We start from the raw sequence: 26605 nt of genomic DNA, 5'->3' as shown, positions 1-26605 counted from the left end.
TCTGTGAGTTCCCCAGCAATAGGCTCCCTCCAAACCCACTTGCTTGACCACACCACCATTAAGGACTTATACCCTAACCAAAAACCAAAAATAAGAATAAATACATTAAATTTCGCTAAAATACGCATTTAGACGTTTTTTTTTTATTAAAAAAGCGCTTAAAGATAGCATTTTAACCGATAGGTTTTGTTATAAAACATCCACAAAATCCAGTTATCTAATTTATAACTTGCGGATTCAATATACTTGTCTCCTGTCGGCTGAATCATGCACGCAATGACTACAGTTTATCTACAGAGGTCAAATGTATTACATCCTGCTTGTTAAATAACATAACGGAGCCTTTATGTGGAATAGACTGAACCGGTCGATGATGTTCTGCCAAATGATGTTTGGCCTATCTTTCTACGGTGTCATGATTGTCCTGACCCGTTTTTTTCTGGAAAAGTTAAACTACAGTGAAGCCGACACCATGATGGTTGTGGGTGCCTTTTCCTCCATTGGCCCCCTATTTGCCATTGCCGGCGGCTTTATTTCCGATAAATTCCTGGGTTCCAAACGCTCCCTCACCCTGGCTTACATAGCTTTCGCAACCGGTTATGCCCTGTTGGTCATGGGTGCTTCCGCCCTGAGTGTTCCCCTGTCACTTTGCGGTATCGCACTGGCCTCCTATGCCAGAGGTCTGATGTCACCCTCTTATCCAAGCTTGTACAAGCGTACGTTCAAGACGAAGGAGGATTTTGAGAACTGCTACCCCATTAACTACTCCGTAAACAACGTGGGTGCACTGCTGGGCCAATACCTGTACCCAATGTTAGTTCTTGTGATTGGATTTAACGGTGGCTTCACCTTATCCGCCATCATGGCTGCACTGGCTGCTGCCGTACTTATTATCTTCCACAAACCTCTGGTGGAAATCGGTGCAGATATCGATCAGGCTCCTGTAAGCGCAAAAAACAAAGTGATCTTCCTGATCCTCTCCGCCGCCATGATCGGCATGGTATTCTTCATGTTTTCTGACATGGAAACCGGTAAGTACATCGTATACGCCATTGGTGCGGGTGCCGTTTTATACTTCATCAGTCTGATGTTTAAGGCCAGCAAAGCCGATGCACTGAAGATGGGTACTATCCTGATTATGAGCCTGCTGACCACTGCCTTCTTTGTATACTATGGTCAAATGATGACCTCCATGACCATGGTAACCATCAATACCATGCGCGGTGACCTGCTTGGCTTCATCCCTCTGGCACCTGAAGCCTCCATGGCTATGAACCCATTGTGGTGTATCGTTGCCGGTCCTGTTATCACGGGTATATTCACCGCCCTGGAAAAGCGTGGCATCAATCTGTCCACAGCTACCAAGATCGCCATCTCCTTCGTTCTTGCTGTGGCTGCCTTTGGTATCCTGACCATGGCGGTGAAGGGCATTGGCGAAGATGTCATCATCAGCCCTGATGTATTCTTGATTATCCACGCCTTCCTGGCCTTTGGTGAGGTGATTGTTGGCAGTCTGGTGGTTGCCTTTATTTTGTCCGTTACTCCCAAGCATATCGAAGGATTCTCTGTCAGTCTGTTCTCCGTTGCCATGGCGTTGTCCGGCATCATTGGCGCGGTTATCTCCAGTATGGTCGCTATGGAAAAGGGTCAGGAAGTAACCCAGCAGTTCGTACAGACAGTTTACGGTGACTATTTCTCCATGCTGACCATGGCTGCCGTGGCTATGGTAGTTATTGCCCTGGCCTCCTCCCTACTGATTCGCAACATGCTTAACAAGGCAGAAGCGCTGGAGAAATCTGAAGGACTGGTTCTAGCCGAAGCAGTCTGATAGATCTCCCTGTTTAACAACCCAACCTCTGGCTTCCATCATCCTGAGGTTGCCCCCCTCTGCCCCCATGCTCCTGCGTGGGGGATCATCCCTTCAAAATCTACTACAATACCCGCCTCGAAAGCTGTTGCAGTTTTTAGCAAATAACTGAACGGCAATAAAACTGAATGCAAAGCAATAATAAATTATGGATGCATTAACAGACCTGAAAGCTATTCTCCATTCCAAACGGGCCAATATTTATTACCTGGAAAAATGCCGGGTAATGCAAAAAGATGGCCGGGTGCTCTACCTGACAGAGGCCAAAAAGGAAAACCAGTACTGGAATATTCCTATCGCCAACACCACCTGTCTACTGCTGGGGACAGGTACATCTATTACCCAGGCCGCCATGAGGATGCTGGCTTCAGCCGGAGTACTGGTGGGCTTCTGTGGCGGTGGCGGCACACCTTTATTGATGGCCAGTGAAGTGGAGTGGCTGACACCCCAAAGTGAATACCGTCCCACAGAATATCTGCAAGGCTGGTTATCATTCTGGTTCAATGATCATCAACGATTAAAAGCGGCTCAGATGTTCCAGCTGGCCAGGATTGACTACCTGCGACACACCTGGAGCAAAGACCGAGACTTGCAGGTAGAAGGATTTCACGCCGATGATGCGGATATCGGCCGGGCACTGAGTGGTTTTGAATCACAAATCAGTCAGGCAAAAAAGGTGAGAGACTTATTACAAACTGAAGCCCTGCTAACGAAACACCTCTATAAAATTGCGGCACGCAAGACAAAGTACGGTGACTTTACCCGAACCCGGGAAAGTGAAGACCTTGCCAATACCTTTCTAAACCACGGCAACTATTTAGCCTATGACCTGGCCGCTACAACCCTATGGGTGCTGGGTATTCCCCACGGTTTTGCAGTAATGCATGGCAAAACCCGTCGGGGCGCACTGGTATTTGATGTTGCTGACCTGATCAAGGATAGCCTGATCCTCCCCTGGGCCTTTATTTGCGCCAAAGAAAACGCCACTGAGCAGGAATTTCGCCAGCAATGCTTGCAGGCCTTTACCGACCATAAGGCCCTGGACTTTATGTTTAACCAGGTAAAATCCGTAGCTTTGAATATGGCAGAGGATAAATTGCCATGATGGTCACCTTTGTCTCCCAGTGCGAAAAGAACGCCCTGAAGAAAACCCGACGGGTACTGGATGCCTTTGCCAACCGCATTGGTGATAACGTTTGGCAGACCCTTATTACTCAGGATGGCTTGAATGCAGTTAAAAAGCTAAGCTGGTCTTCCGTTCACTGCCGCACAGGCAGCTTAGAAAGCTGGGCCTCTGTGATGGGATCAAGCTGCTGAGTTCACTGCCGCACAGGCAGCTTAGAAACGGAACCGGTCAAACCGACCCCGGTTAATCTGGTTCACTGCCGCACAGGCAGCTTAGAAAATCTCTTCCCGGTTATACATCTGAGTACCTACGTTCACTGCCGCACAGGCAGCTTAGAATCTGATGGCCTGGTTATGGCTGAAGCCGTCTGATACACCACTCTGTTAACCGAGTTTTTTCTAACAAGCCAACCCCTGGTTCCGGGGTTGGCACATAAGCATCGAATTAATATAAAAAATCTTGAACTCACTATTTAGCCTGACTTTTTCTTTTACACTTATTTCTATCAACATGCCTGTCACGAGTTAATTTTCTAGAAAAACATTTATGGCACTGGCCACATTCAAATGGCTTTAACTTTTTATGTGTTTCATTAATATGATTACGAAGCACAGATTTCTGATTAAACCTATAAGAACAGTGGTCACAAGGGAACTTTCTTTCCTCATAGGGTCGATGTTTATTTTTATCATGTATTTTCAATGTTGCAACGGTTGAAAATACTTTCTGACAAACCTGACATTGTACAGGTTTATAGCTCTGACAATCTTTTTTTCTATGGTCTGAATAACTCTGTCTACTATTTAAAATTTCCCCACAATAACAACATAAGAAATATTTACTTTTTGCATGAATAGCGTAAAAATGGCTTTCAAGACTCTGAAGACTGGACAACTCCTTTTCACATAAGTAGCACTCATAAGTACATGAGCTTTTTTTTCTTGGAATATAGCGCTTCCTCAGAAACGGTTTATGATTTTCCTGGTGCGCTTTTAAAATATAATCAAGATAGCATATCACTCCACACTTAAGGCAAGGATAAAGCTCTTGATGATTATGTTTAAAAATCTGATGTTTTTCTAAATTCCATTTTGTGTTAAAACGTTCCCCACACTCATCACAAAAAAAACCACTTTCCCACAAGCGAGCCATATCTTTAAGAGGTAACATATCACCACAGTTAATAGCGTTTTCTATATGACCAGGACTGTATTTTGTATATATTTCATCCCCCACCTCAATATCTTCAACAGCATAAAGAGCCATATTAAATTCACTCTGTTTAAAAGCAGCATTCACCTTTAACTTTTTCTTTTTTATACCCGGGGTAACATATTTTTCAAAGGAAATATCATTAACCATGCTCGCAATATAATCCCCATATCTGACATCTTTTAATCCATCAATGACGCGATGGCGAGAAAGGCTGACAATATGGGTGGATCGACTCTTAAAGCGTTCCTTATATCCCGCCCTGTCTTTTTCTGATACCTCTTTCAAAGGCCCTCCATAAAAACTAATTAATGACTTTTTCTTTATAAACTTTGTTGCAAAAGGACCATTTCCAGCAATAGGAAGTTTACTTTTTCTAACCCTAATTCCCAATCCTGCCATTTTTGCAAAACAACCACTCTTCTTCATAATTCCAGCCATCTCATCCCTCTGTCTTTTTAGCCAAAACCAGTCAATTTCCGGGTTAATGCTTACCTTGGCCAATGGGGGAGCACCGATAACTGGATCATTAATACCAAGCAAAGAGGGAGGCTCATCATCACCAATGTTATCACATGTGCTATCAATATTATTCACCTGGGTATAATAACTAACCGGGTCAGCCTCATGCCTATGATTATCTCCCCCACTTTTTTTTATACTCTTTCCCCTACTCCACTCTGTCACTATCGATAGTGTTAAACTATTATTTTCTGAAATATGGCCCTCAAGGCACCAGTAATCCGGTATTTTCTTACCCTTTAGAACACCAGCACTAAAACCATTTGCAGTTACACAATAGCCATAATTTTGTTTAAACAAATCACCAACCTTATCTTTAACAAATCTGTGATTTATTATAAACTGCCTGTTTTTATCATTTCCCGATTCATATTTATTTTCACCGCATGCCTGCGCATCAAAGGCCCATACCTTAAGTTTTTCACTACTGAAAGACCGTTCTGCAAACCCCATAAACCTATGGGTACAATCACTATCTTTTACGACACCATAAAGCGTATTCTCTTGAAAAATCAGACAAAGATTAACGCCTTGCATATACCCCGGCTTTTTAAAATACTCTTTACACCAGCAAACAACAAACCCGGCGATTAGACCAGAGGTCAAATACAACCCTCCTTCTATACCAGCGTCAAAACAGGTTATCTTCCAGCTCGCCTCAACTCTTCCTGAATGATCACTGGCAAAATCTATTTTTAAAGGATGTATCCTAAAATTATCAAAACAACATTTTTTGGGTAGAGAGCAGCTACCGAGATTCTCACTACAAGCATTTAAACCGTCATCATCGCCATGTTCTTTTTCAAAATCAACTACAACTCCATCCACTACCCCTCCTTCATACTTCACCTCTGCTCTACAGGCATGAGTACTCAAAAAACACCCCTCTCCTTTAGCGCCATATCCCCTCTCAATAATACCGAGGACACAACCTGTTACATATAAAAAGAAAATAAAAAACCTGAAAAAAAGCACAGTAAAATGCACCAAAATAAGTTATAGACTAAAGAAATTCAAGTGCAGATACATCACTAAAATTCAATTTTAGTACTCACTATCTTATTCAATAGCCTGTGACTTATATCTTTTAGAAGTAAAATAGAAAGAAATACTAAAATAACCACAAATGCATTTTTTACCCTAAAATAGAGCAATATACACTTAGCAAATGCCTTGATAAACTTGGAAAACCTGCTTACCTTAGCAACCTTGACTTTTCACTATGGTTAAGCAAAAGGTAAATATATCAATTGCGAGAAAATATCGAACACAGAGAGTTTTTTTTAAAATAAAAGCACTCTAAGCTCTTCCAAAAGGCAGCGGTTTATTCGGATTAATATCGGTAAAACGTCCATCCGCATCTTGAAGATAGGTGGGGTAGTTAGCAGCAAGCAACTGATTAAATGAATGCAGGGCAACATCGAATGTATTTGTCCTGACTAGACTCTCCAGTGCGGTTCTTTCCCCGCCGATTCCTCCTGTTTCCGCATAAAGTGCTTTATATTTTTCTGATGCTTTCGTTAATTTTTCCAGTGACGTAGATAGTAAATCCTGCACAGTCTCTTTTTTCCCTGCACGGCTTACTTTTTCTGAAAGCTTCTGCCATCGAGTCTGTTCCAGGATAAAGTTACGCAGCTCTAACTCGATTTTTTTCATTTCGCCAATTTGATGCTCCATAGCCGCAATCTGATGATGATCTATGATTTCCTTATCAGTGTCCAGCCTGGCTGTTGCTTCTGTAATATGCCCATGGATATCCTTAAGGATCATTTCCAGTTCTTCTGGAGATATGGCATCCTGATCCAGAGCATTTTTAAATTTAGTTATACCTGCAATAAAATGATTGAATACCCTTTCAACCTTATCAAGCACTCCCGGTGTAGATTGGCCAGTACCCGCCATATACATTTCATATTGCTTCTTCAAAGCATCAAAGCTCTTTTCCCAAGAGCCACCTTGGGCAGACTGCTCCATAATTGCCCTGGCCTTTGCCTGATCCTCCTTGTTAATCCCCTCCCCTTTATGCTGATGATACAAGGCGATGGTTCTCCTTGCCTGATTTTTTTTCTCTTCAATGTCTTTCAATTCAGCCAGATTATTACTTTCACACTGTTTTAGAAATGCCTTGGCATCTTCAAACGCCTGTTCACTGATTTCTACAGCCCTGCCTTGATAGTAAGAACGAACACCTTCCAATGCACCCTTTAATTCCTTGCCAGCATTTTCACTCTCTTTTGCCATATTGACCATGATCTTTGCCAACCTCAGACGATTATCCTTGTCACTGGTAAATGCCTTCCAACTTTCAGGCTTACCGCCAACCATCCAGCCGTTATAGCGGGTCATTACATAAGTCATGGTATTAGTACCAATATCCTCCCCTTTAAAGTGATAGTCGTATCGATCTGCAGCAACCTGGCCTGAAATCGAAACAGCTCCGGTAACAGGTACTTTACCACCTGCTTTTGCGGCAACCTCCTCACCGGTTAAGCGCCTTTTATACTGAAGGTGATAATTGCCATCCTCTCCCTTTACAAAAAAGAGCTCCATTTTCAGGTGCTTCAACCCTTGCAAAACGGTATCCACTCCCGCAGCGGGATCAATCAGTATGCCTGCCTCCCCATCAACCGGTGGCAAAGTGCCCATTAATTTTGTTAGCGCGGCCTGAATTGAGCTTTCTGCCAGAGAAGCAGTACCCACCATACTCCCTCTGAGTGCTATATAGAGATAATCTCCATCCGAGTCCGGGTTAGGCTCATCCCTGTTTTTGATATATCGGACATCCACCAGCCCCTCAAAAGGCCCTAATGCCAATTTGGCAATTCTGTCATTAAACTGTATAGATCCTTTTGCCTCTTTCTTTAGCATCAAGTGCTGTTCACGATCCTTTTCAGACACATGAATATCCGGCACAGACATATCAAGGCCAATATCCTCCAGCCAATCATCAGCAAGCCCTGTCTCTTCACCTAATGCCCGGGCAGAGCGTTGATGCATATCTTTCAGTCTTGCATGGGTGACTATCATCATTTTCAGCATATCTGCCGAACCTTTGGCCCCCCTTTGCTGCTCCTTTGAAGCCTTTCTTTTTCTGGCCTCAGCCTTTTCACTGGAGCTTGAGGTATCAGAACGGCAAATATTCACATCCCGGCAATAGTCTTTATATTCCTGATAGTTTTCTTTAAGTAACTTCCCCGCACTCTCCCTGAAAGCTTTTAACTCACCGGTAATAGCATCTTCGCCCTCATTCAGGGGAATACCTTTTCTATGTTTTTGAAAGGCAACATCTTCAACCACTGCAAGCCTTCTGCTCATAAGCGGAAGAATCACCTCTGCTGGGCAATGGTCATCATCTTCAATATCCGGATAGTAATTATTGATATGTTTTATACATGTTTTTTTCAGATCTTCTGATATCGACATATTGAAACATCTATTTTGATAATCAGACAGCCATTCAGGATGATTTTCCAATTGTTGAAGCAAGGGTAGTTTTTTTGTAAAGGTGTTCCCCCACTTAATGGCTGTCCTGTCAATGCCAGCCACTTTATAAATTCTTGCTCCTGCATGTGCCTCGGAGACATCCCGCTTAATTTTCAGAGGGATATTTTTTCCTTCAGAACCGTATTTTAAATGGGAGTGCTCCCTATCCAGGATGGGTAATTTTAATTCCCGAAAGGTTTTCTCCAATAAGGGCAATTCTGCAATCACCTTTTCACGGTGTTTTTTATCTTTTACTGCGGTGTACGTTGCTCTTTTAACCCCCCGACCGGGCCTTGGCTTATGTAAGCTAAGCAATACATTGTCTGCATAGAAATCAATAAACTCATCCAGATTGTTAAACACCTTGCCATCAATTCTTCCTATGACACCTGCCGCATAGCCCTTTGCAATGTCATTACCGGCCGTTACCCGCAAAGAGAGTTTTTGGTTGAGAAATACCCTTATCTTTGTATCATCACAACCCACAATTTGCGATGAAACCTCATAGCCACCATCCACTTTGGCAACATTCACATCCAATCCCAGCTGGGCTCTTGCCCTTAAAAAAGACTCTTCACTGGGGTTCTGATAGCAACCAAAAACCTTTCTAAGCCTGGCTTTGCATTCAAGCACCATTCTGCCATTAAAATCATCCTCAACAAGATCGCCAAGTAGTCCATAGGCGTTAATCAATGCTCGATACTCTTCCCCCCGACAAGTCCCATTATTCAGCTGCATGCCCTGTTTAAGTTTCGCTGAAAATCTATGCAAGGCTTCATAAAGATTCTCAGCATCCTCGGAATGACCTCCAGCCTCAAAACTCTTCAGAATGGGTCTCATCACTATATCAATGTACTCAGCGTGTTTAGGAAGCAGGTCTTTGGTTTTTTTCAGCAGCTGATCCACCATCTGCTGTATATTCTTTTTGTCCTGTACAGTGATATTTTCAACAACAGGGTTAGATAAAGAAGCTTCTTTTTGCCCGGGCCTGTGTGATGGCGATAATGGCAAAGACTCCTCTCTCTCATTACCGGCTGGAACCCTGTGTGCTTCTGAAGGGTCTGTCATACTATCAACATCTGGCACATCATCTTCCGGGAACGGCTCCACAAACCGGGGGTCATCAAACCCCAGATCCATTTTATCTTTTAGCAAACTTTTTATTGGATCGGACAGCTGCCTTTCGAGCCTGGGCTTTATCCGCAATTTTGATTTGGCGTTTAGATCGAAATCCACCTCCCGTTCACCAATACCGGAAGCTTCGTCAGTGGTCGCACTATAAACCGAGTCGGTGCTCAAGCCGGACACCTGCCTCTCCAGTTTACCGGATCGACTGACCTTATGATTTCCTGTTTCACCTTCATTACTGTTTTCCGGCTCCACAGGCTTATCCACCGGGTAATGACCCGACTTATTATTACTGCCAGACTTAGGCCCTTCCATAGCCTCTCCTACACAAATGTCCCTTTCCTTTATTAAGAGTAGAACTAAATCAACCTGCCAATCAGGAAGAGCCTCTCATCTCTTTAAATAGCACTTGTTAACGGTGCTTTTAAAAATAACCAGCTTCCCTTTCAGCTCCTATTGTCATATTTTTGACAGTTGATTATTTATACAGGGAAGCCTCTCCTTCCGGACGGGTTTTGAAACGACGGTGCAACCACATATATTGCTCCGGATGCTCCCGAACCCGGTGCTCAACAAAGCGATTAACCTGTTCGGCATCCGCCTGGTCATCACCTGAAGGAAAAGACTCCCAGGCTTTGTATAGTTTTAATACATAGCCTTCAGAACCCGGTTTTCTGGTTACTATCATAGGGACAATTCTGGCCTTACCCATCTTTGCCAACCGGGAGGTACCGGTTACCGTGGCTGTCTGCCTATCAAAAAATGATGCAAATACACTTTGTTTCGGCCCATAATCCTGATCAGGCGAATACCAGACAGTGCCCCCGACCCTCAAAACCCGCAACATGCCTCTCACATCCCTGCGCCCCAGCAAATTGCTGTTTTTGTCATAACGCATCCTTTGCTTCCTCTGCATATATTCAAAAACAGGATTCTTATGCTCCCGGTACGTGGCATCCAGGCTATGGCGCAACGCTATCATCGCACCGGCAATTTCAATGGTGGTGAAATGAAGAATAAGTAGAATGGTCCCTTGGCCATTCTGTGCCTGGAGTTGCTCAAGCCCCTCAAACCGTACCTTGTTTTCCAGTCTTGTTTTAGGCCACCACCAGGCCATCGCCACTTCCATCAAGCCAATTCCCACAGACTCAAAATTAGCTTTTAACAATGCTTCCCGTTCATAGTCCGGCATTTCAGGAAAGCAGTGTTTCAGGTTAACCCTGGCAATATGCACCCGTGACTTTGCCCAACGGTAAAAAAGCCTGCCCAGGCCTCTGCCAATGGCAAGAATCCATGAATAAGGCAAAAGCGTAGGCAGGATGCTCAAGCCAAGTCCCAGCCAGGTTAGCCAGTATCGGGGTTTAAGGAAAGACCATTGAAACTGGTCCGCTTCTGTTTTTCTTTGGCGATCTGCTGACATATTTAATATCAATGCTTGTGTATCGGTTGTGACTTCTCTAGGCTCTATTATTTCACAGCTGAGTAGAGCCGGTGTCACAATGAATCCAGACCTGCAATCAAACAGTTCTGTTATGGCCTTTCAAATGAAAGGAGGCCTTTATACACTGACTACCCTTGAATTGCATGCAGCAGATATAGCTCTTATCAGGGCGCAGCTGCAAAATATGACACGTAAAGCACCCAATTTTTTCCAACAAACACCTGTAGTAATAGATTTTGGAAAGCTTGACCCTGAGCAGAAACGTGTCGATCTCTCAGCGCTAAGGCGTATGCTGCATGAATTTGGCATGATTTTCATTGCCATCCAGGGTGGGACAAACCTTGATAAAAAAGAAGCCACAATAAATGGCATTGCCTGGCTTCCTGCTAATAAGACCAAACCTGAGGATCCAGCCAAGCCTAAAAAACCGGAAAACACCCAAAAAGTCGTCATGATAAAGCAATGCGATAATCCGGTGGAACAAAATAACGAAATACCTGAACAACCGAAGCAGGTTGATATCGGCACCCGAATCATTGATAGACCCGTCAGATCAGGTCAGCAAGTCTATGCCCCTGGCGACCTTGTGGTACTGGGGCCTGTCAGTACCGGCTCCGAGCTATTGGCCGGTGGCCATATACACGTCTATGGTCCCTTGAGAGGGCGGGCACTGGCTGGGGTTAATGGTAATAAGGATGCCCGAATTTTTTGCCGCAATTTCGAGGCAGAGCTGATTTCTATTTGTGGCCAGTATAAGTTACCTGCACATTCTGACCAGTCATACTGGAGTCAAAGCGTTTTGATTAGTCTCAATGACCAGTGCTTGCACATGGCCAAACTTTAAGAAATACTGCCCCATACGAAAGTTCAGTTAAAATAGGCAGGTAGTAACTTGGCACATATTATCGTAGTGACCTCAGGTAAAGGTGGCGTCGGTAAAACCACGACCAGCGCATCTTTTGCATCAGGTCTTGCCATGCAGGGACACCCAACAGTTGTCATCGACTTTGACGTAGGTTTACGTAACCTTGACCTCATCATGGGCTGTGAACGCAGGGTGGTCTACGATCTTATCAATGTTATAAATGGCGAAGCTGCACTGCACCAGGCGCTAATACGAGATAAACACGTCGAGAACCTTTGCATACTGCCAGCATCTCAAACAAGGGATAAGGATGCCTTAACCCAGGAAGGTGTTGAAAATGTCCTGAAAGAGTTAGCCAAGGATTTTGACTATATCATTTGCGACTCACCGGCAGGCATTGAGCACGGTGCTCAAATGGCACTGTATTTTGCAGATGAAGCCATTATTACCACAAACCCGGAAGTATCCTCCGTTCGTGATTCAGACCGGATACTGGGTATCCTGCAAAGCAAATCCAAGCGTGCAGAGAGAAAAATGGAGCCGGTAAAAGAGCATCTGCTGTTAACCCGATATGACCCTGACCGGGTTGAACGGGGCGATATGTTAAATGTCAGCGATGTTGAAGAAATTCTTGCCATTCCATTACTTGGCGTTATTCCGGAATCCAGCTGTGTATTGAAAGCATCCAATCAGGGTATACCCGTGATTCACAAGACTGATACCGATGCCGGCCAGGCCTATAGTGACATGGTATGCAGATACCTTGGCGAGCAGAAGCCCCATCGCTTTTTGGAACCTGCTAAAAAAGGCCTGTTACAAAGAATGTTTGGAGGGCGGACATGAGCCTGATGCAACTTTTCCGCATGTCAAATACTAAAGAAAAAAAAAGTGCGTCGGTTGCCAAGGAGCGGCTACAGATTCTTGTTGCCCACGAAAGGTTAAGTCGCAGCGGTAGCCATGATTTTCTACCAGCCATGCAAAAAGACATCCTCAAAGTGGTCAGAAAGTATATTGAAGTTAACCAAGAAAATATCAATATACGACTGGATAATGAAGGTGATTGCTCAATCCTGGAAGTCAATGTCCAACTGCCTGAGAAAGAATGACTGAAAGCCCTCAGGGGCTGAGCACACGTTAACAGCCCCTAATAACAAAGAGCCTGCAAGGCTCTTTGTCCAATCTTTATAAATCACTTACACACCAGCCTCAGTATCCTCACGTTATATTCAGTAATATTGATTCCAGCCAGTTACACTAAGGGGTTTTTCCAGTAGGCTTGATTTTTCATTTGGGCAACTGCTGACACCTAACTCTGACACCTTAATATAGCCAACTTCAGATCTATATGTTCCAAAAATACCGCCTCTATGCAATACCATTATTATTGGTTACGTCGCTGTCACTAACCAGTCCGGTAATTTATGCCAATACTAATAATCTGCAATACCACTCAATTATTACAACCACTAAAGCTGAACTGGCTTTAATTGAGCGCCCCATTGAGGCCATAGGAACACTCAGTGCAAACCAATCCATTGATATTACTCCCCAGGTCAGTGGCCGGGTCACTGCATTGAATCTTAATGATGGTAAGAAGATAAAAAGGGGTGATCTGCTTGTCAGTCTTGATCACCGGGAACAAACTGCCAAAGTAAAAGAAACTAAAGTCTCTCTGGCAGATCAGCAAAGAAAACTGTCTTATATGAACACCCTTTTCCAGCGAAAAGCGGTTTCAAAAGATGAGCTGGAAGCACAACAAGCCCAGGTAAACCTGCTGCAGGCCACATTGCTCGCAGAAAAAGCCAGGCTGGATCACTACACCCTGGTAGCACCTTTTGATGGGGTACTGGGATTTAATAACACCGGACTCGGCGCATTCATTAATAGCGGTACAACTCTCACTACCCTGGATGATATCAGCTCAGTCAAACTGGATATTGAACTTCCTGAAGCGGCACTGGATGAAGTGAAGCCTGGCACCTCGCTCACTGCATATGCCCGAGCCTGGCCTGATACCACATTCACAGGAACAATCACCAGCATCAACCCCCGCATCAACCCACAGAACCTCACTTTTAAGGTCAGGGCCATCCTGGATAACAGCAAAAGGCAACTAAGGCCAGGTATGTTGATGACAATTAATGTCCAGCGTCCTGCAACAGAAGCCATTGCAGTACCCTCCAGAAGCGTGCTTTTCCAGGGCAATAGTCGTTATGTTTATGTTGTGGGTGAGAACAACATCGCAGAAAAGCGTTTTATCGAAACCGATTTAACCCTTGGAGACCAGATTACCATTACCAAAGGTCTCACCCCCGGTGAAACCATTGTTGACCAGGGCGTTGTTAAAGTCAGGGATGGCTATCCAGTAAAAAACCTGGATGAAGTTGTTGCCGCCAGACCGGACAGCGAGGGAGACAGCCGTTCATGATACTGTCAGATCTGTCGGTGAAACGGCCTGTTTTCGCAACAGTGGTCAGCCTGCTACTGGTGACCTTTGGCATGGTTACATTCCTGATGCTGCCACTACGGGAACTGCCGGATGTTTCCTCCCCCAAAGTCACCATTGTTACCAGTTATAGTGGAGCTTCCGCTAATGTAATTGAGTCAAAAATCACCGACCCCATTGAAGGCCAGCTCTCGGGTATTGAGGGGATCAAATTTATAGATAGTACAAGCTCCAATGGCAGTTCCCGGATTCAAATCGAATTTTATCCTGATCGAGATATGGATAATGCTGCCAATGATGTCCGTGAAGCTATATCCAGGGTTTCCCGACGCTTGCCAGATGAAGCCGATGACCCCATCGTCTGGAAAGACAGCGGCAATGGCGATGCCATTCTTTATGTCATGCTAAAAAGTGAAACCATGTCCCCGGTGGAACTCACTGACTATGCTGACAGAACCCTTAAAGACCGGCTGAGCCTGGTGGATGGCGTCAGCTCCGCTGACCTGATGGGAGCACGGGAATACGTCATGCGGATCGAGCTTGATCCTGTTGCCATGGCAGCCAGGGGAATCACAGCTCCCGATGTGGAAGCGGCCCTGAAAAAAGATAACGTAGAACTGCCCGCTGGTGAGTTTGATGGCAGCCAGCGCACACTGCAGATTCGCCTGCGCCGTGATTACAATACAGTGGATGACTTTCGTCGTCTGGTTATCCAACAGGATGGCAGTGGTACAGTTTACCTAGAGGATATCGCCACCATCCGCACCGGCGCCAAAGAAGCCAAACAGCTGTTTAAAGCCAATGGCTTTAATACCGTGGGACTGGCTATTGTCCCCATGAGCCAGGCCAACCCACTGGACGTGATCGAAAAGGTAAAGGAAGAGATAGAGCAGTTCCGGCCTTTCCTTCCAGAGGGCACAGAGATCAACTGGACTTACGATGCCTCAACTTTTATCAATAGCGCCATTAATGAAGTGTATGCCACTCTGGCCATTACGGTTGGACTGGTGGTCCTGGTTATCTATTGCTTTCTGGGTAATCTAAGAGCCACTTTAATTCCCGCAGTCACTGTACCTGTTTCCCTGATCTCGGCTTTTATTGCTATCTACGCTTTGGGCTATTCTATCAATCTTTTAACCTTGTTAGCCCTGGTGCTGGCAATCGGCCTGGTTGTGGATGATGCCATTGTCGTACTTGAAAATATTCATCGTCGTCTGGAAACGGGAGAGAAACCATTAATAGCGGCCTATCGGGGAGCAAGGGAAGTAGGCTTTGCGGTGATCGCAACGACACTGGTACTGGTAATGACCTTTGTCCCCATTATTTTTCTGGACGGTACTATTGGCCGACTCTTTTCAGAATATGCCCTCACCCTTGCCGGAGCCGTCTGCTTTTCCAGCCTGATTGCCTTGACCCTGTCCCCCATGATGGGATCAAAGCTGCTGAGGCTTGATACTAAAGAATCCAGACTCAGTAAAAAACTAAATACCCTGATAGCAGGCCTGGAAAAAGGCTACGGTGTATTACTCAACTTAACGGTGAAGCGCAAATGGATTGGCGTCAGCCTCCTGGCCACGTCACTGGGTTTGACCGCATTGCTTTACCCTCTGATACCACAGTCTTTTACCCCTAAAGAAGACAATGGCTCGATTTTTATCCTGGTACGTGGAGCTGAAGGGGCCAGCTTTGAAAGTATGGAAGAAAGCATGGAACTTATAGAACAACGCCTGCTTTCTTATATTAATGATGGTCCAGTGAACAATATTACGGTAATTGCCCCGGGCTTTCGGAGTATGGGCGATAACTCCGGTTTTCTGGTGCTTAACCTGAAAGACTGGAAGGATCGGGAGCAAAGCGCTTTTGAGCTTTCAGCCCAGCTACGCAAAAAACTGGCCAGCATTCCCAATGTTACCGTTTTCCCGGTCTTACGATCATCCATTGGTGGCCGAACAAAATCCCCCGTGCAGTTTGTGGTGGGTGGCGGTTCCTTCGATCAGGTACAGCAATGGGCTGACATCCTGATAGAAAAAGCGCGAATCAACCCGGGACTCACTGATATTGACATTGACTACAACGAAACCCAACCCCAGGTGGAACTGACCATTGATAAAGTCAGGGCGGCAGAGCTGGGTGTTTCGGCAGAAGCTATCGGTAATACCCTGGAAATTATGCTGGCAGGCAAAACCACCACGACGTTTATGGAAAGAGGAGAGGAATATGACGTTTACCTTAAAGCCACCACGGGTCGTTTGATCTCACCGAAAGATGTGGCAGCACTCTACGTGCGCTCAAGTACCACGGGACAGCTAATCAGACTGGATAACCTGGTCAAGACCGAGGAGGTTGGTCAGGCCGCACGGCTGCCTCACTATAACCGCAACAGAAGTATCACTATTTCTGCAAACCTGACCAATGGCTACTCATTGGGCGAGGCTTTGGACTATCTTGACCAGCAGGCTGTAGAACTGCTACCGGCACAGGCTATTATTGACTACAAAGATGAATCTCTGGATTACCGCTCTAACCAAAGTTCCATTTATGCGGTATTTGGCCTGGCCATGGTGATTGTATTCCTGGTATTAGCTGCCCAGTTTGAAAGCTTTATTCACCCACTGGTGGTTATGGTCACCGTACCGCTGGGATTGGCTGGCGCATTGTTTGGCCTCTTGGTTACCGGGGAAACACTCAATATCTACTCCCAGCTTGCCATGATTATGCTGATTGGCCTGACCACCAAAAACGGTATTTTAATTGTGGAGTTTATTAACCAGCTTAGGGATAAGGGGCTTGCATTTCAGGAGGCTGTTATTGCCGGAGCTCAAAAACGACTGCGTCCCATTTTAATGACGGCACTGACCACCGTCGCTGGTTCCATTCCACTGCTAATGGCCCATGGAGCTGGTGCGGAATCCCGGTTTGCCATTGGTGTGGTGGTATTTTCAGGGGTTCTGCTGGCAAGCCTGCTGACACTTATCGTAGTGCCTTCTATTTATGCACTGATTGCAGGTAACACGCAGTCGCCGGAGTTTATTTCGCGAAAACTTGAAAATCAGCTATCAGCAACGACTGTCCAATAGAAATAGTACTGTTAATAACCCATGGTCACTGTGATAACCATGGGTTCTAACCTAACCTCGTTCCCAGCGTCCTGAGGGTGTCGCAAAAATTATTTTTATTAACCACGGAGACACGGAGGCACGGAGTTTTATAGTTTAAAGATATAAAAACTCTGTGCCTCCGTATCTCCGTGGTTAAAAAAAAGAGAATCAATCTCGTTTTGTGCATGTTGCATTTAGTTTCGCGACACCCTCTCCTCGCTGGGAATGCATACGGATACCTCCAACTGTTATAAGCCTGGGGAGGTATGCATTCCCAGGCTGGAGCCCGGGAACGAGCGGATAGACATTAATACTTAGCCGCATCAGGCTAATATTGATACCAGGCAGTCAACCAGGGTTTCTGGGCTGCAAGCAACTCATCAAACATGGCATGGCACTGTTCTAAGGTGCAGGCCATTCCTGTGACCGGGTCCATAGCCAATGCCTGTTTAGCTGATGAAAGATTACCGGTTAAAGCCGCTTCAACCACCAGCTCCTGCACATTGATATTGGTTTTATTCAGGGCGGCACAGGCTGTTGGCAATGCACCTACTTTAACAGGGTGCAACCCATCAGCGTCCACATAAATGGGTACTTCAACCATACATTCTGCGGGCAGGTTAGCAATCAGCAAACCGTCATCAGTCTGGTTAGGTAAGTTACCATTAATTCGTACCCGCTCACCGGTGAGCATGGCTTCAATTAATTTAGGGGCATTCAGCATATTTCTCTGAATTCGAAAGGGTTGATCCCCCGCTAACTGACACTCTACTTCATATCTGGCACTGGCATGGACTTTTTCCTCCAGTTCCAGCAAATTCCAGCGCTGGGGCAGAAATTTGTTGATCATGGCCTGATTTTTCCGGAACCAGGGCACATAATCTGACATATGCCAGTGGTTTTCTGTACACCAGTGGTTAAACATCTTGAGCACTTCACACCGTATCCCGTCACTGGCATAGGCTTTTTTATTATCGGGTAATGCCCGAATGGCCGGATAAAGATCCTGTCCCTGATAACGGACATCCAACAACCAGGTCATATGGTTGATACCACCAAAGGTGTATTCAAAGCCTTCCGGTACATCATGGTACATTAATGCCTGCCAGGCTTCAGGACTGTGCGGATGCTCCACCCAGACCCCCAGGCCAAGGTAACCCGCCAGTTGGGCGGCAGTATAGCGAACCCCGTAGCACAGCCCGATGCAGCGGATAGATGTCGCTTTATTAACAGCCCAGGTTAGAGGTGCCAATGGATTCGCATAATTCAGCAGTAAGGCATTGGGACACAGCCCTTCCATATCCCGTGCAACCGAGAGTGTCGGCGGAATCTGCCGCAATGCCCTGAAAATACCCCCGGATCCCAGGGTATCCCCCACTTCCTGATCAACCCCGTATTTTTTGGGAATATCCACTTCCAGGCGCCAGGGTTCAAGACCGCCCACCTGAATGGCACTGATGACAAAGTCTGCGCCGCCCAGTGCCTCTTTTTGGTTGGTGGTCATGACCAGCGTCACAGGCACGCCCGCCTGTTCAACCATAAGGCCAATAAGCCGGTATGTTTCCTTCAACTTCTGCGGATTTAAATCTTCAAGAACGATGGTTAAGGGGGGCAGTGCTTCACAGGCAAATAACGCCGACAACAGTTGTCGGGTAAACATAATACTACCCGCACCAATAATGGTTAATTTTTTCATTAATTGTTTTAAACCTCTCTGATTAATCCATACCAGGCAGGCTTTTATTACCGGGTATGGATCTATTATTCGTATTATTTTTTGAATTAAATACCGGGTTATTGACCCTGCTTTTTAAATATCACGGCGTAACCGGATACCGAAGCGATAATAATCAGGCCGTAAACCATGCGAGTCCAAAAACCGGATAAGCCACCAGCAATAATGCCGGCTTCAATCATGCCAATAACAATAGCGCCAATCAGGGTGCCAGACAGGGTGCCCTCTCCACCAAAGACAGAAGTGCCACCAATAAACACCGAAGCAAAAACCAGCAGCATGTAGCCCTCACCCTGGGTTGGCCACCATGAACCCATTTCATTGCAAACCATGACACCTACCAGCGCACTCACGGCACCCACCAGAACAAACAGGCCGGTACGGGTTTTATCTGTGGCAACCCCCATCATTCTAGCGGTTTCCTGGTTATCGCCAATAAAACGAATATTGTCACCAAAGTGATGCCGGTGGAGCAGCAGTGAACCGGCAACGGCCAGGATCAGGCACCAGACAGCCTGCATAGGCAGCCAGCCAAACAGGCGACCGGTAAGAATGCTGTTTAGCAGGGTCTCGCGGATTTCCACCATGCTGATGGCAATGCCATTAGCCAATAACGTAGCCAGCCCGTACCAGAAAAACTGCGCACCTATAGTAGCAATAATGGAAGGCACCCCCAGTCGCACCACCAGCAAGGCATTCAATAACCCTGCACCGCCGCCTACCACCAGGGCTGCAACCAGTCCCAGACCAGCCACTCCCGTTGCCTCGAAGGTCACTGCAAAAATATAGCTGGAAAATGCCATGATGGCAGGAAAGGACATATCCACTTCCCCCGCAACCACCATCAGGGTAAGCGCTAATGCCAGTATTGCCGGGAAGGGAATACTGGTCATCAGGGACAGATAAATCCTTGAAGAGCCGAAAGTCTCCGGACTCATAACCAGAAACAACAGCCACAAAATCACCAGCAGGGATAATGTGCCCAGTTTGTGGCGGTAGGGGTAAAGTTTATGCCAGAACGGCGTATTGTTACCGGAAGCCACGGGTTGTGGCAGTGCCGCAACGGCTGGAGGCTGACTCATTGGGTGCGCTCCTTGTGCGTATATTCACCCCTGGCAATGGCTATCAGCTGCTGACCCAGGGATTCCAGGGTCACCTCATCAGCATTGCACTCATAACAGACCTCACCACGGTCCACAAAAACATAACGATCCGCCACTTCATACACGTGGGCCATCGTGTGGCAAATCAGGATACAGGATCGGCCTGAATCCCGTATTTGTCGAATAAATGACAGGACTTTACTGGTTTCTCCCAGAGAAAGGGCATTGGTGGGTTCATCAAGAATAATAATATCAGCGTCAAAGTGCATGGCCCGGCCAATAGCCAGTCCCTGTCGTTCACCGCCGGATAGCACACTAACGGGCGAATCCGGTGAAATGCCCACACCCCGAAGTCCAATTTGCTTCAGCAGCCTGGCGGTAATCCGCTTCTCTTTAGCCATATCAATAAAGCCAAACCGGTTACGCAAGTGTCTCCCCACAAACAGGTTACGCCAAACCGGTTGCTTTTCTGCCAGGGAACGCTCCTGGTAGACGGTCTCAACACCCAGGGCTCTTGCCCTGTTAACATCATACTGCTGCCAACTGACGGGTTTTCCGCGAACACGCAGCTTACCGGACTCGGGACGGTGAAGGCCTGAAATCACCTTGATTAAGGTTGATTTACCGGCACCGTTATCACCAAGAATTGCGACTACTTCACCTTTATTCAGGCGAAAATTAATATTTCGAAGGGCATGAACACCGCTAAACCACTTGTTCACGCCCTGCAGTTCAAGCAGGGCACCCATGTTTAACGAAGTCCTTTTTTCGCCAAAGGCGCAATCACATCAATATTGTCACGGGAAATGAAGCCGCCACCGGTATCCACCTCCAGGCCAGAGAACCCGAACCGCTTGCTCAACACCAGCTGGATGACCGGCAAATACCCTTGAAGGAAAGGCTGACCATCCCCCACCAGGTCAACATAGCCCCGCTTCACGGCAGCTGCCGTAGCAGGTGACAGGCTGAAACCTGCGGTAATGATCTTATCCGGCTGAACACCGGCGGCACGTAAGAAGTTCTCTAACTGACCGGTCAGGGCGCCATGGTCAATCATAATCAGTTTGGTATCCGGGTGACGGGACAGGTAAGCTGTCATCAGTGGCATCCCCAGGGTTGGGTCCTTATCAAGCTCGGCACTGATTTCCATATAGTCAACGCTCAAGCCCGCTTCCTTCAAAGTATCCAGCATACCCTGGGTAGACAGCCCCCGATTGGGCTTGCTTTTCAGTCCCCAGACCAGGGCGCGGTCACCCGCCTTTAATGAAAAACGGCGTAGTGTTTCACTGGCAAGCATCGTACCCCTGGTTCTATTATCCGTCCCGGCATAACCAAAGCCTTCGCTGCGGTACTCGCTCATTATACGGGGCAGCTCGGTATCACTGGAGGTTACCTGAATGCCACTGTCCCGGGCCTCTTTAATCAGCCTGGCAAAAGCATCGTCTCCGGGATGCCCCATCACCACAATACCATCCGGTTTTGAACCCAATGCCTTACTGAAGTTCTCAATCATTTTTTGAGGACTCCAGTCTGAATACAGAAACCGGATATTACAGCCCAGGTCAATACAGGCCTGTTGCGCGCCATTTTGCACAACGGTGTTATAGGCACCACCCACAGGACCACCGGTATCAAACCAGATATCCATGCCTGTGCCACTTTTAGTCGGGGAGTTATCTGCAATGGAATAAGTCGCAGAGAGAGAACTGACTGCCAGAATAGCACCAGCCAGTACTTTGGATAGTTTCACAAAGTATCCTTAAAACCGTTCAATAGGGTTAAAAGCGGCATTTTATCTTCACAAAGCCTTGAGCCACTAGCTCGGAAATCACTTAACCCGAGTAAACATTGATACACGTCACTGCAAAAAACTGGCTGGTTAATGGATGATTCCTCATCTGTATTTTAAATCTGCTGAAACCAGCAAGTAATCGCAAAATAAATGGAGGTATTATTATGATCGAATCTGGTGACGGCTATGTAATTGCCTTCAAAAGAGATCAAATGGGAAGTGGCAGCGATGAGCTGGGAGCCACGTTGATCAAGGCTTATATCAACTCATTGCTGGAGTTGAACAATAAACCCTCTACCCTGGTGTTTTACAACGGCGGCGTTAAACTGGCCACCTATGGCAGCGGTGTAGAAGAAAGCCTGGCAGCGTTGGAAAGCCAGGGCATTAAACTGCTACTATGCGGCACCTGTGTTAATCACTTTGAATTAAAAGCAAAGCTGGCTGCGGGTGAAATCTCCAATATGTACACAATTTCCGAAACCCTGGCCCAAGCCAGTCACGTGGTTTACCCCTGATGAAACGGCTCACCTATTTCGATAATAGCGCCACCAGTTTTCCCAAACCTCCAGCCGTGGCCGCTGCCATTAGTCATTATCTCACCGAGATTGGTGGCAGCTACGGTCGCTCTGCCAATACCCGGACCTTTACCGTAGCCCGAACAATCGAGCAATGTCGTGATGCCCTGGCACAAGAGCTGGGTGTCAGCCAGGCAGAAAATATCGGATTCACGGCCAATGCCACCCAGGCCGCCAATACTGTGATCAACGGACTTGACCTTGAGGGTGGCCGGGTATTGATTTCACCCATGGAACACAATGCCATTGCCCGTCCCCTGGAAGCCCTGCGCCTGGCTGGAAAGATCACAGTGGAACCACTGCCAGCCCATCCCGATGGCACCATAGACTGTGACCGGATTCATGTACCTGAGGATACCCGCCTGGTTATCATCAATCATCAAAGCAATGTCAATGGTGTTACCCAGCCCCTTGAAACACTCCGGAAAACCATTCATTCAGCACCCGTCATGATTGATGCCTCTCAATCCCTGGGCAAGCATAACTTCCTGGCCGAGCAATGGGGGCTGGATTTTGTCGTATTTACAGGCCATAAAGGTTTAATGGGACCAACGGGAACTGGAGGGTTCTGGGCAAAAAATCCCGAGCGGATCAGCCCTTTACTACTGGGCGGAACCGGCAGCAACAGCGAGCACCTGTCCATGCCGGATAGCCTGCCAGATCGATTTGAAGCTGGTACACCCAATATTGCCGGCTTATTCGGCCTTGAAGCAGCCCTTGCCAACAAGCCAGAGCAAGCTTATACCCAAAGTAACCTGCATGAACTGCTGGCTGCCATTAGAGATATTCCTGCCTTTCAACTCTATGCTGCCACCAACCCCAGGCAGCAAGGCAGCCTGTTTTCCCTGACACACGAGAGCATGGATAGCGGTGAACTGGCCTGGAAACTGGACTCCCTGTTTGGCATAGAGACCCGTTCAGGACTCCACTGCGCGCCTCTGGCTCATCAACACCTGGGCACGGCACCATCAGGAACCTGCCGTATATCACTATCGCCCTACCATACGGCAGATGACCTGGGTTACTTGCTTGAAGCCTTTCAAGAGTTGGCTTGAGCTCATCACCAATAAAAAAATACAGGTATCGTTTTATGGCAAGACAATTTCTTCTTCTGGAAAATACTCGAGCTGTTATACAGGCTGAAAACCACCTTAAGGAACTGAACATACCTTGCCGGGTCATGCCAGTGCCCCGTGCCATATCATCGGAATGCGGAATGTGCCTGGAGATCACACCTCCGGTAAAAGAGCCTCAATTGGAAAAAATTAAGGCCCTTGCCTTGCCGAGTACAATTGTAGCGTTAGATTAAAGGCTGTTGAGGTTTGCTTATGTAGCAATTTTTAATTGCCATGATTCTGCTCTATTACAGAGGTCAGCCCAATCAAACTGAGTGAGCTTGCCCTCTTTTACCTGGCACTGACCGGCAATCCAGACATGGCTTACTTTGTGTCCACAATTGCCATAGACCAGCAAAGAAGCCGGGTCATAAACCGGCTGACTGGACACATGAGATAGATTCACTGCAATCAGGTCAGCCTCTTTGCCCGGTTCAATCGACCCCACCTTATCACTCATACCCAATGCTGCTGCACCATTTATTGTGGCTATTGCCAGGGCTTTATGGGCATCAACGGCAGTGGCATCACTGGCTACCGCTTTCGCGATCAATGCCGCCGTCTTCAACTCTCCAAATAAGTCAAGGTCATTATTACTGGCCGCCCCATCTGATCCCAGGGCCACATTGACACCTGCCGTGATCAACTGATGGCTTGGGCAAAAACCGCTAGCCAGCTTCAGGTTTGACTCTGGACAATGAATCACATGACTGCCACTATCCACCAGCAATGCTATATCTGTCTTATCAATCTGGGTCATATGCACTGCCTGAAACCTGGGTGAAAGCAACCCCAGCTTTTCCAGCCGCTGCAAAGGTCGCATTCCTGTTTCCTCTATGGCAGAAGCAACCTCATCAGCGGTCTCATGCACATGCATTTGCACCGGCATATTGAATGTTTCAGCAATGGCTGCCACACGCTCCAGCGTCCTGTCCCCTACGGTATAGGGTGCATGCGGCCCCAGGCCAATGGTTACAAGCGAGCTGTCTTTATAAGCACTATACAGGTCCAGTATTTTTTCAATGTAGTCATCAGGCCCTTTACCCCATGCAGACGGAAAGTCAAAAATGACCGGGCTAATCTGCGAACGCATTCCCACCTTACCCGCAATACGCGCCGTTACCTCAGGAAATAAATACATATCTTGAAAACAGGTACTACCCGATAACAGCATCTCGGCCATCGCCAATTCAGCACCGTCATGAACAAATGCTTCACCCAACCATTTCTGTTCCGCTGGCCAGATATGCTGTTCAAGCCAGGTCATCAATTCATAGTCGTCGGCCATTCCTCTAAATAGCGACATGGGTATATGACCATGGGCATTGATTAACCCGGGCATCACCACCTGTCCAGGCAAATCTACTCTTTCTGAATAATGATACTTCTGCCCGACCTCTGACTGAGGGCTTAAACCAACAATCTTCTGCTGATTAATGGCAATAGCGTAATCTTTATAAACCTGGCCTTCAGGAATAACGGGGATAACCCAGCTGGCAGTAACCAGCAAATCAACTGCTTGTTTTTTATGCATTATTTATTCTTATTTTTTTATAGCTCATTCAAATTACCACTAATATTGACCTCAGACAAAAGGGATTGTTGAACATACTACAGTCGAAGTGTAAAAATGCGGCCAGAATTTTATCCAATAACAGCTGTCCGTTCAGGAAGTATTAATGAACCAGCACGATTTCAACCAGCAGTTACTCGATTTTCTTCATGCTTCTCCCACCCCTTACCATGCGGTAAAAAATATGGGTGAGAAGCTTGAGGCCCATGGATTTCAAAAGCTATCTGAATCCGATAGCTGGTCCCTGACCACCGGCGGCCGTTATTATGTCACCCGTAATGACTCATCCATTGTCGCCTTTGTTATGGGAAAGGCCGATAAAGGCTTCCGCATGGTGGGTGCCCATACCGACTTCCCCTGCCTGAAAGTAAAGCCAACGCCGGAATTAACCAGGAACGGCTACCTGCAGCTGGGCGTAGAAGTTTATGGTGGCGCCCTGCTTAACCCATGGTTTGACCGTGATCTCTCCCTGGCAGGCCGGGTGCAATACATCACCACCGATAACCGCCTCACCAGCCAGCTGATCAACTTCGAAAAAGCCATTGCCACTGTCCCCAGTCTGGCCATACACCTTGACCGGGAAGCCAATAAGCAGCGTTCTATTAACCCACAGACTGATATCCCACCCGTACTTTTCCAGCTGGGCAAAGACGAGAAAGCGGATTTCAGGGCATTATTGAAAGAGCACCTGATCAGTGAAGGCCATACGGATTGCCAGGAAGTGATGGAATTTGACCTGTCCTTCTACGATACCCAGCGACCTGCCATTATTGGTATGCGGGATGAATTTATTGCCAGCGCCCGACTGGACAACCTGCTGAGCTGCTTTGTGGGCTTACAATCCCTGATTAACCATAAAGAAAGCGAAACAACCGCCCTGATGGTGTGCAATGATCACGAAGAAATAGGCAGCAATTCAGCCACCGGCGCCCAGGGACCGCTGCTGAAAAATATACTTGAACGAATCGCAGGCCCGGGGGAAGCTCTGACCAGGGCCATGAGCCAGTCCATGATTATCTCTGCCGATAATGCCCATGCCATTCACCCTAATTTCAGTGACCGTCATGATGGCAACCATCAGCCTCAAATTAACCAGGGGCCCGTGCTCAAGATTAATGCTAACCATCGCTACGCCACCAGCGATGAAACAGCGAGCATTTATAAAATGCTGAGCAGGCAGGTGGGGGCGGGTGTCCAGTACTTTGTTACCCGAACCGACCTGGCCTGTGGCAGCACCATTGGCCCACTGACTGAGGGAGAACTGGGTCTGCGCACCCTGGATATCGGCCTGCCAACCTTCGGCATGCACTCTATCCGTGAGTTAGCCGGAACAAAAGATGCCTGCCAGCTGGCTGAAGTACTGAACCTGTTTTTTGAACTGACCGAGCTGCCTTGTTAACCCTTTCCATGCCGGATTGAGCACTAGTAGCCTGTGGGACTTAGCTCTGACCTACTGCCAGGGACTGTTGATCAGGTTAATGGGGAAATTCAACGCCCCATTAACCGCTCTCAAAACGCTTTCCA

The 26605-nt window shown here is 46.9% G+C and carries 19 protein-coding genes and 1 CRISPR repeat array; of the genes, 11 read left to right on the top strand and 8 right to left on the bottom strand.

What is annotated here, in order from left to right:
* Positions 1-385 precede the first annotated feature (385 nt).
* Both MJ595_RS14545 and cas1f read left to right on the top strand, forming a co-directional pair.
* Positions 386-1828 carry a hypothetical protein gene (locus tag MJ595_RS14545; RefSeq protein ID WP_263078677.1) on the top strand — a complete coding sequence of 481 codons (1443 nt, stop codon included), beginning with the start codon at positions 386-388 and terminating at the stop codon, positions 1826-1828.
* A 187-nt stretch (positions 1829-2015) separates the two neighbouring features.
* The gene (cas1f, locus tag MJ595_RS14540) at positions 2016-2972 is read left to right on the top strand and encodes a type I-F CRISPR-associated endonuclease Cas1f (RefSeq protein ID WP_263078676.1); all 957 of its coding nucleotides are present in this window, start codon (positions 2016-2018) and stop codon (positions 2970-2972) included.
* Between the two features lie 152 nt (positions 2973-3124).
* A CRISPR array of direct repeats spans positions 3125-3332; the repeat unit is 28 nt; unit sequence GTTCACTGCCGCACAGGCAGCTTAGAAA.
* Positions 3333-3461: 129 nt separating this feature from the next.
* On the opposite strand, the gene MJ595_RS14535 is transcribed toward cas1f, so the two are convergent.
* The 3 genes from MJ595_RS14535 to lpxL all read right to left on the bottom strand — a co-directional run bounded on the left by MJ595_RS14535 (position 3462) and on the right by lpxL (position 10836).
* A complete protein-coding gene (locus MJ595_RS14535; protein ID WP_263078675.1) occupies positions 3462-5603 on the bottom strand; it encodes a C2H2-type zinc finger protein in 2142 nt (713 codons plus the stop codon).
* A 423-nt stretch (positions 5604-6026) separates the two neighbouring features.
* Complete coding sequence (locus MJ595_RS14530) at positions 6027-9653, bottom strand: hypothetical protein (RefSeq protein WP_263078674.1); 3627 nt, start codon at positions 9651-9653, stop codon at positions 6027-6029.
* 163 nt (positions 9654-9816) lie between these two features.
* Positions 9817-10836, bottom strand: a complete 1020-nt coding sequence (gene lpxL / locus MJ595_RS14525; protein WP_263078673.1) for an LpxL/LpxP family Kdo(2)-lipid IV(A) lauroyl/palmitoleoyl acyltransferase — start codon at positions 10834-10836, stop codon at positions 9817-9819.
* Between the two features lie 34 nt (positions 10837-10870).
* Between lpxL and minC the strand changes: the two genes are divergently transcribed.
* From minC to MJ595_RS14500, 5 genes are all read left to right on the top strand, one after another.
* Positions 10871-11623: a septum site-determining protein MinC gene (minC, locus tag MJ595_RS14520; protein ID WP_263078672.1), complete on the top strand. Its 753-nt coding sequence runs from the start codon at positions 10871-10873 to the stop codon at positions 11621-11623.
* A 48-nt stretch (positions 11624-11671) separates the two neighbouring features.
* Positions 11672-12487, top strand: coding sequence for a septum site-determining protein MinD (gene minD / locus MJ595_RS14515; protein ID WP_263078671.1), 816 nt, complete (start codon positions 11672-11674; stop codon positions 12485-12487).
* Positions 12484-12750 carry a cell division topological specificity factor MinE gene (gene minE, locus MJ595_RS14510; RefSeq protein ID WP_263078670.1) on the top strand — a complete coding sequence of 89 codons (267 nt, stop codon included), beginning with the start codon at positions 12484-12486 and terminating at the stop codon, positions 12748-12750. Before minD ends, minE begins: the two co-directional genes overlap by 4 nt.
* Positions 12751-12989: 239 nt before the next feature.
* Positions 12990-14072: an efflux RND transporter periplasmic adaptor subunit gene (locus tag MJ595_RS14505; protein ID WP_263078668.1), complete on the top strand. Its 1083-nt coding sequence runs from the start codon at positions 12990-12992 to the stop codon at positions 14070-14072.
* Positions 14069-17167, top strand: coding sequence for an efflux RND transporter permease subunit (locus MJ595_RS14500; RefSeq protein ID WP_263078666.1), 3099 nt, complete (start codon positions 14069-14071; stop codon positions 17165-17167). Before MJ595_RS14505 ends, MJ595_RS14500 begins: the two co-directional genes overlap by 4 nt.
* Positions 17168-17516: 349 nt before the next feature.
* Here MJ595_RS14500 and melA read toward each other — a convergent pair whose 3' ends face one another.
* The 4 genes from melA to MJ595_RS14480 form a co-directional block, all read right to left on the bottom strand.
* Complete coding sequence (gene melA / locus MJ595_RS14495) at positions 17517-18884, bottom strand: alpha-galactosidase (RefSeq protein ID WP_263078665.1); 1368 nt, start codon at positions 18882-18884, stop codon at positions 17517-17519.
* Positions 18885-18982: 98 nt separating this feature from the next.
* Positions 18983-20005 (bottom strand): ABC transporter permease, encoded by a 1023-nt coding sequence (locus tag MJ595_RS14490; protein ID WP_263078664.1) that lies wholly within the window; start codon positions 20003-20005, stop codon positions 18983-18985.
* The gene (locus MJ595_RS14485; RefSeq protein ID WP_263078663.1) at positions 20002-20775 is read right to left on the bottom strand and encodes an ATP-binding cassette domain-containing protein; all 774 of its coding nucleotides are present in this window, start codon (positions 20773-20775) and stop codon (positions 20002-20004) included. Before MJ595_RS14485 ends, MJ595_RS14490 begins: the two co-directional genes overlap by 4 nt.
* Before the next feature lie 2 nt (positions 20776-20777).
* Positions 20778-21776 carry a substrate-binding domain-containing protein gene (locus MJ595_RS14480; RefSeq protein ID WP_263078662.1) on the bottom strand — a complete coding sequence of 333 codons (999 nt, stop codon included), beginning with the start codon at positions 21774-21776 and terminating at the stop codon, positions 20778-20780.
* A 206-nt stretch (positions 21777-21982) separates the two neighbouring features.
* Here MJ595_RS14480 and yedF point away from each other — a divergent pair, with 206 nt between their 5' ends.
* From yedF to MJ595_RS14465, 3 genes are read left to right on the top strand one after another with little or no spacing between them, the layout of a single operon-like run.
* Positions 21983-22333, top strand: a complete 351-nt coding sequence (gene yedF / locus MJ595_RS14475) for a sulfurtransferase-like selenium metabolism protein YedF (protein WP_263078661.1) — start codon at positions 21983-21985, stop codon at positions 22331-22333.
* Entirely contained in the window at positions 22333-23448 is a 1116-nt protein-coding gene (locus MJ595_RS14470) for an aminotransferase class V-fold PLP-dependent enzyme (protein WP_263078660.1), read from the top strand. Before yedF ends, MJ595_RS14470 begins: the two co-directional genes overlap by 1 nt.
* A gap of 35 nt (positions 23449-23483) precedes the next feature.
* Positions 23484-23702 (top strand): DUF3343 domain-containing protein, encoded by a 219-nt coding sequence (locus MJ595_RS14465; protein ID WP_263078659.1) that lies wholly within the window; start codon positions 23484-23486, stop codon positions 23700-23702.
* 17 nt (positions 23703-23719) lie between these two features.
* Here MJ595_RS14465 and MJ595_RS14460 read toward each other — a convergent pair whose 3' ends face one another.
* The gene (locus MJ595_RS14460) at positions 23720-25042 is read right to left on the bottom strand and encodes a TRZ/ATZ family hydrolase (protein WP_263078658.1); all 1323 of its coding nucleotides are present in this window, start codon (positions 25040-25042) and stop codon (positions 23720-23722) included.
* Between the two features lie 145 nt (positions 25043-25187).
* On the opposite strand from MJ595_RS14460, the gene MJ595_RS14455 reads away from it, so the two are divergent.
* Entirely contained in the window at positions 25188-26480 is a 1293-nt protein-coding gene (locus MJ595_RS14455) for a M18 family aminopeptidase (protein WP_263078657.1), read from the top strand.
* Positions 26481-26605: the final 125 nt, after the last annotated feature.

Source organism: Endozoicomonas sp. Mp262, from assembly GCF_025643335.1.
Lineage (GTDB): Bacteria > Pseudomonadota > Gammaproteobacteria > Pseudomonadales > Endozoicomonadaceae > Endonucleibacter.
The sequence above is the reverse complement of the archived record's forward strand: the minus strand, read 5'-3'. Positions and strand labels throughout refer to the sequence as shown.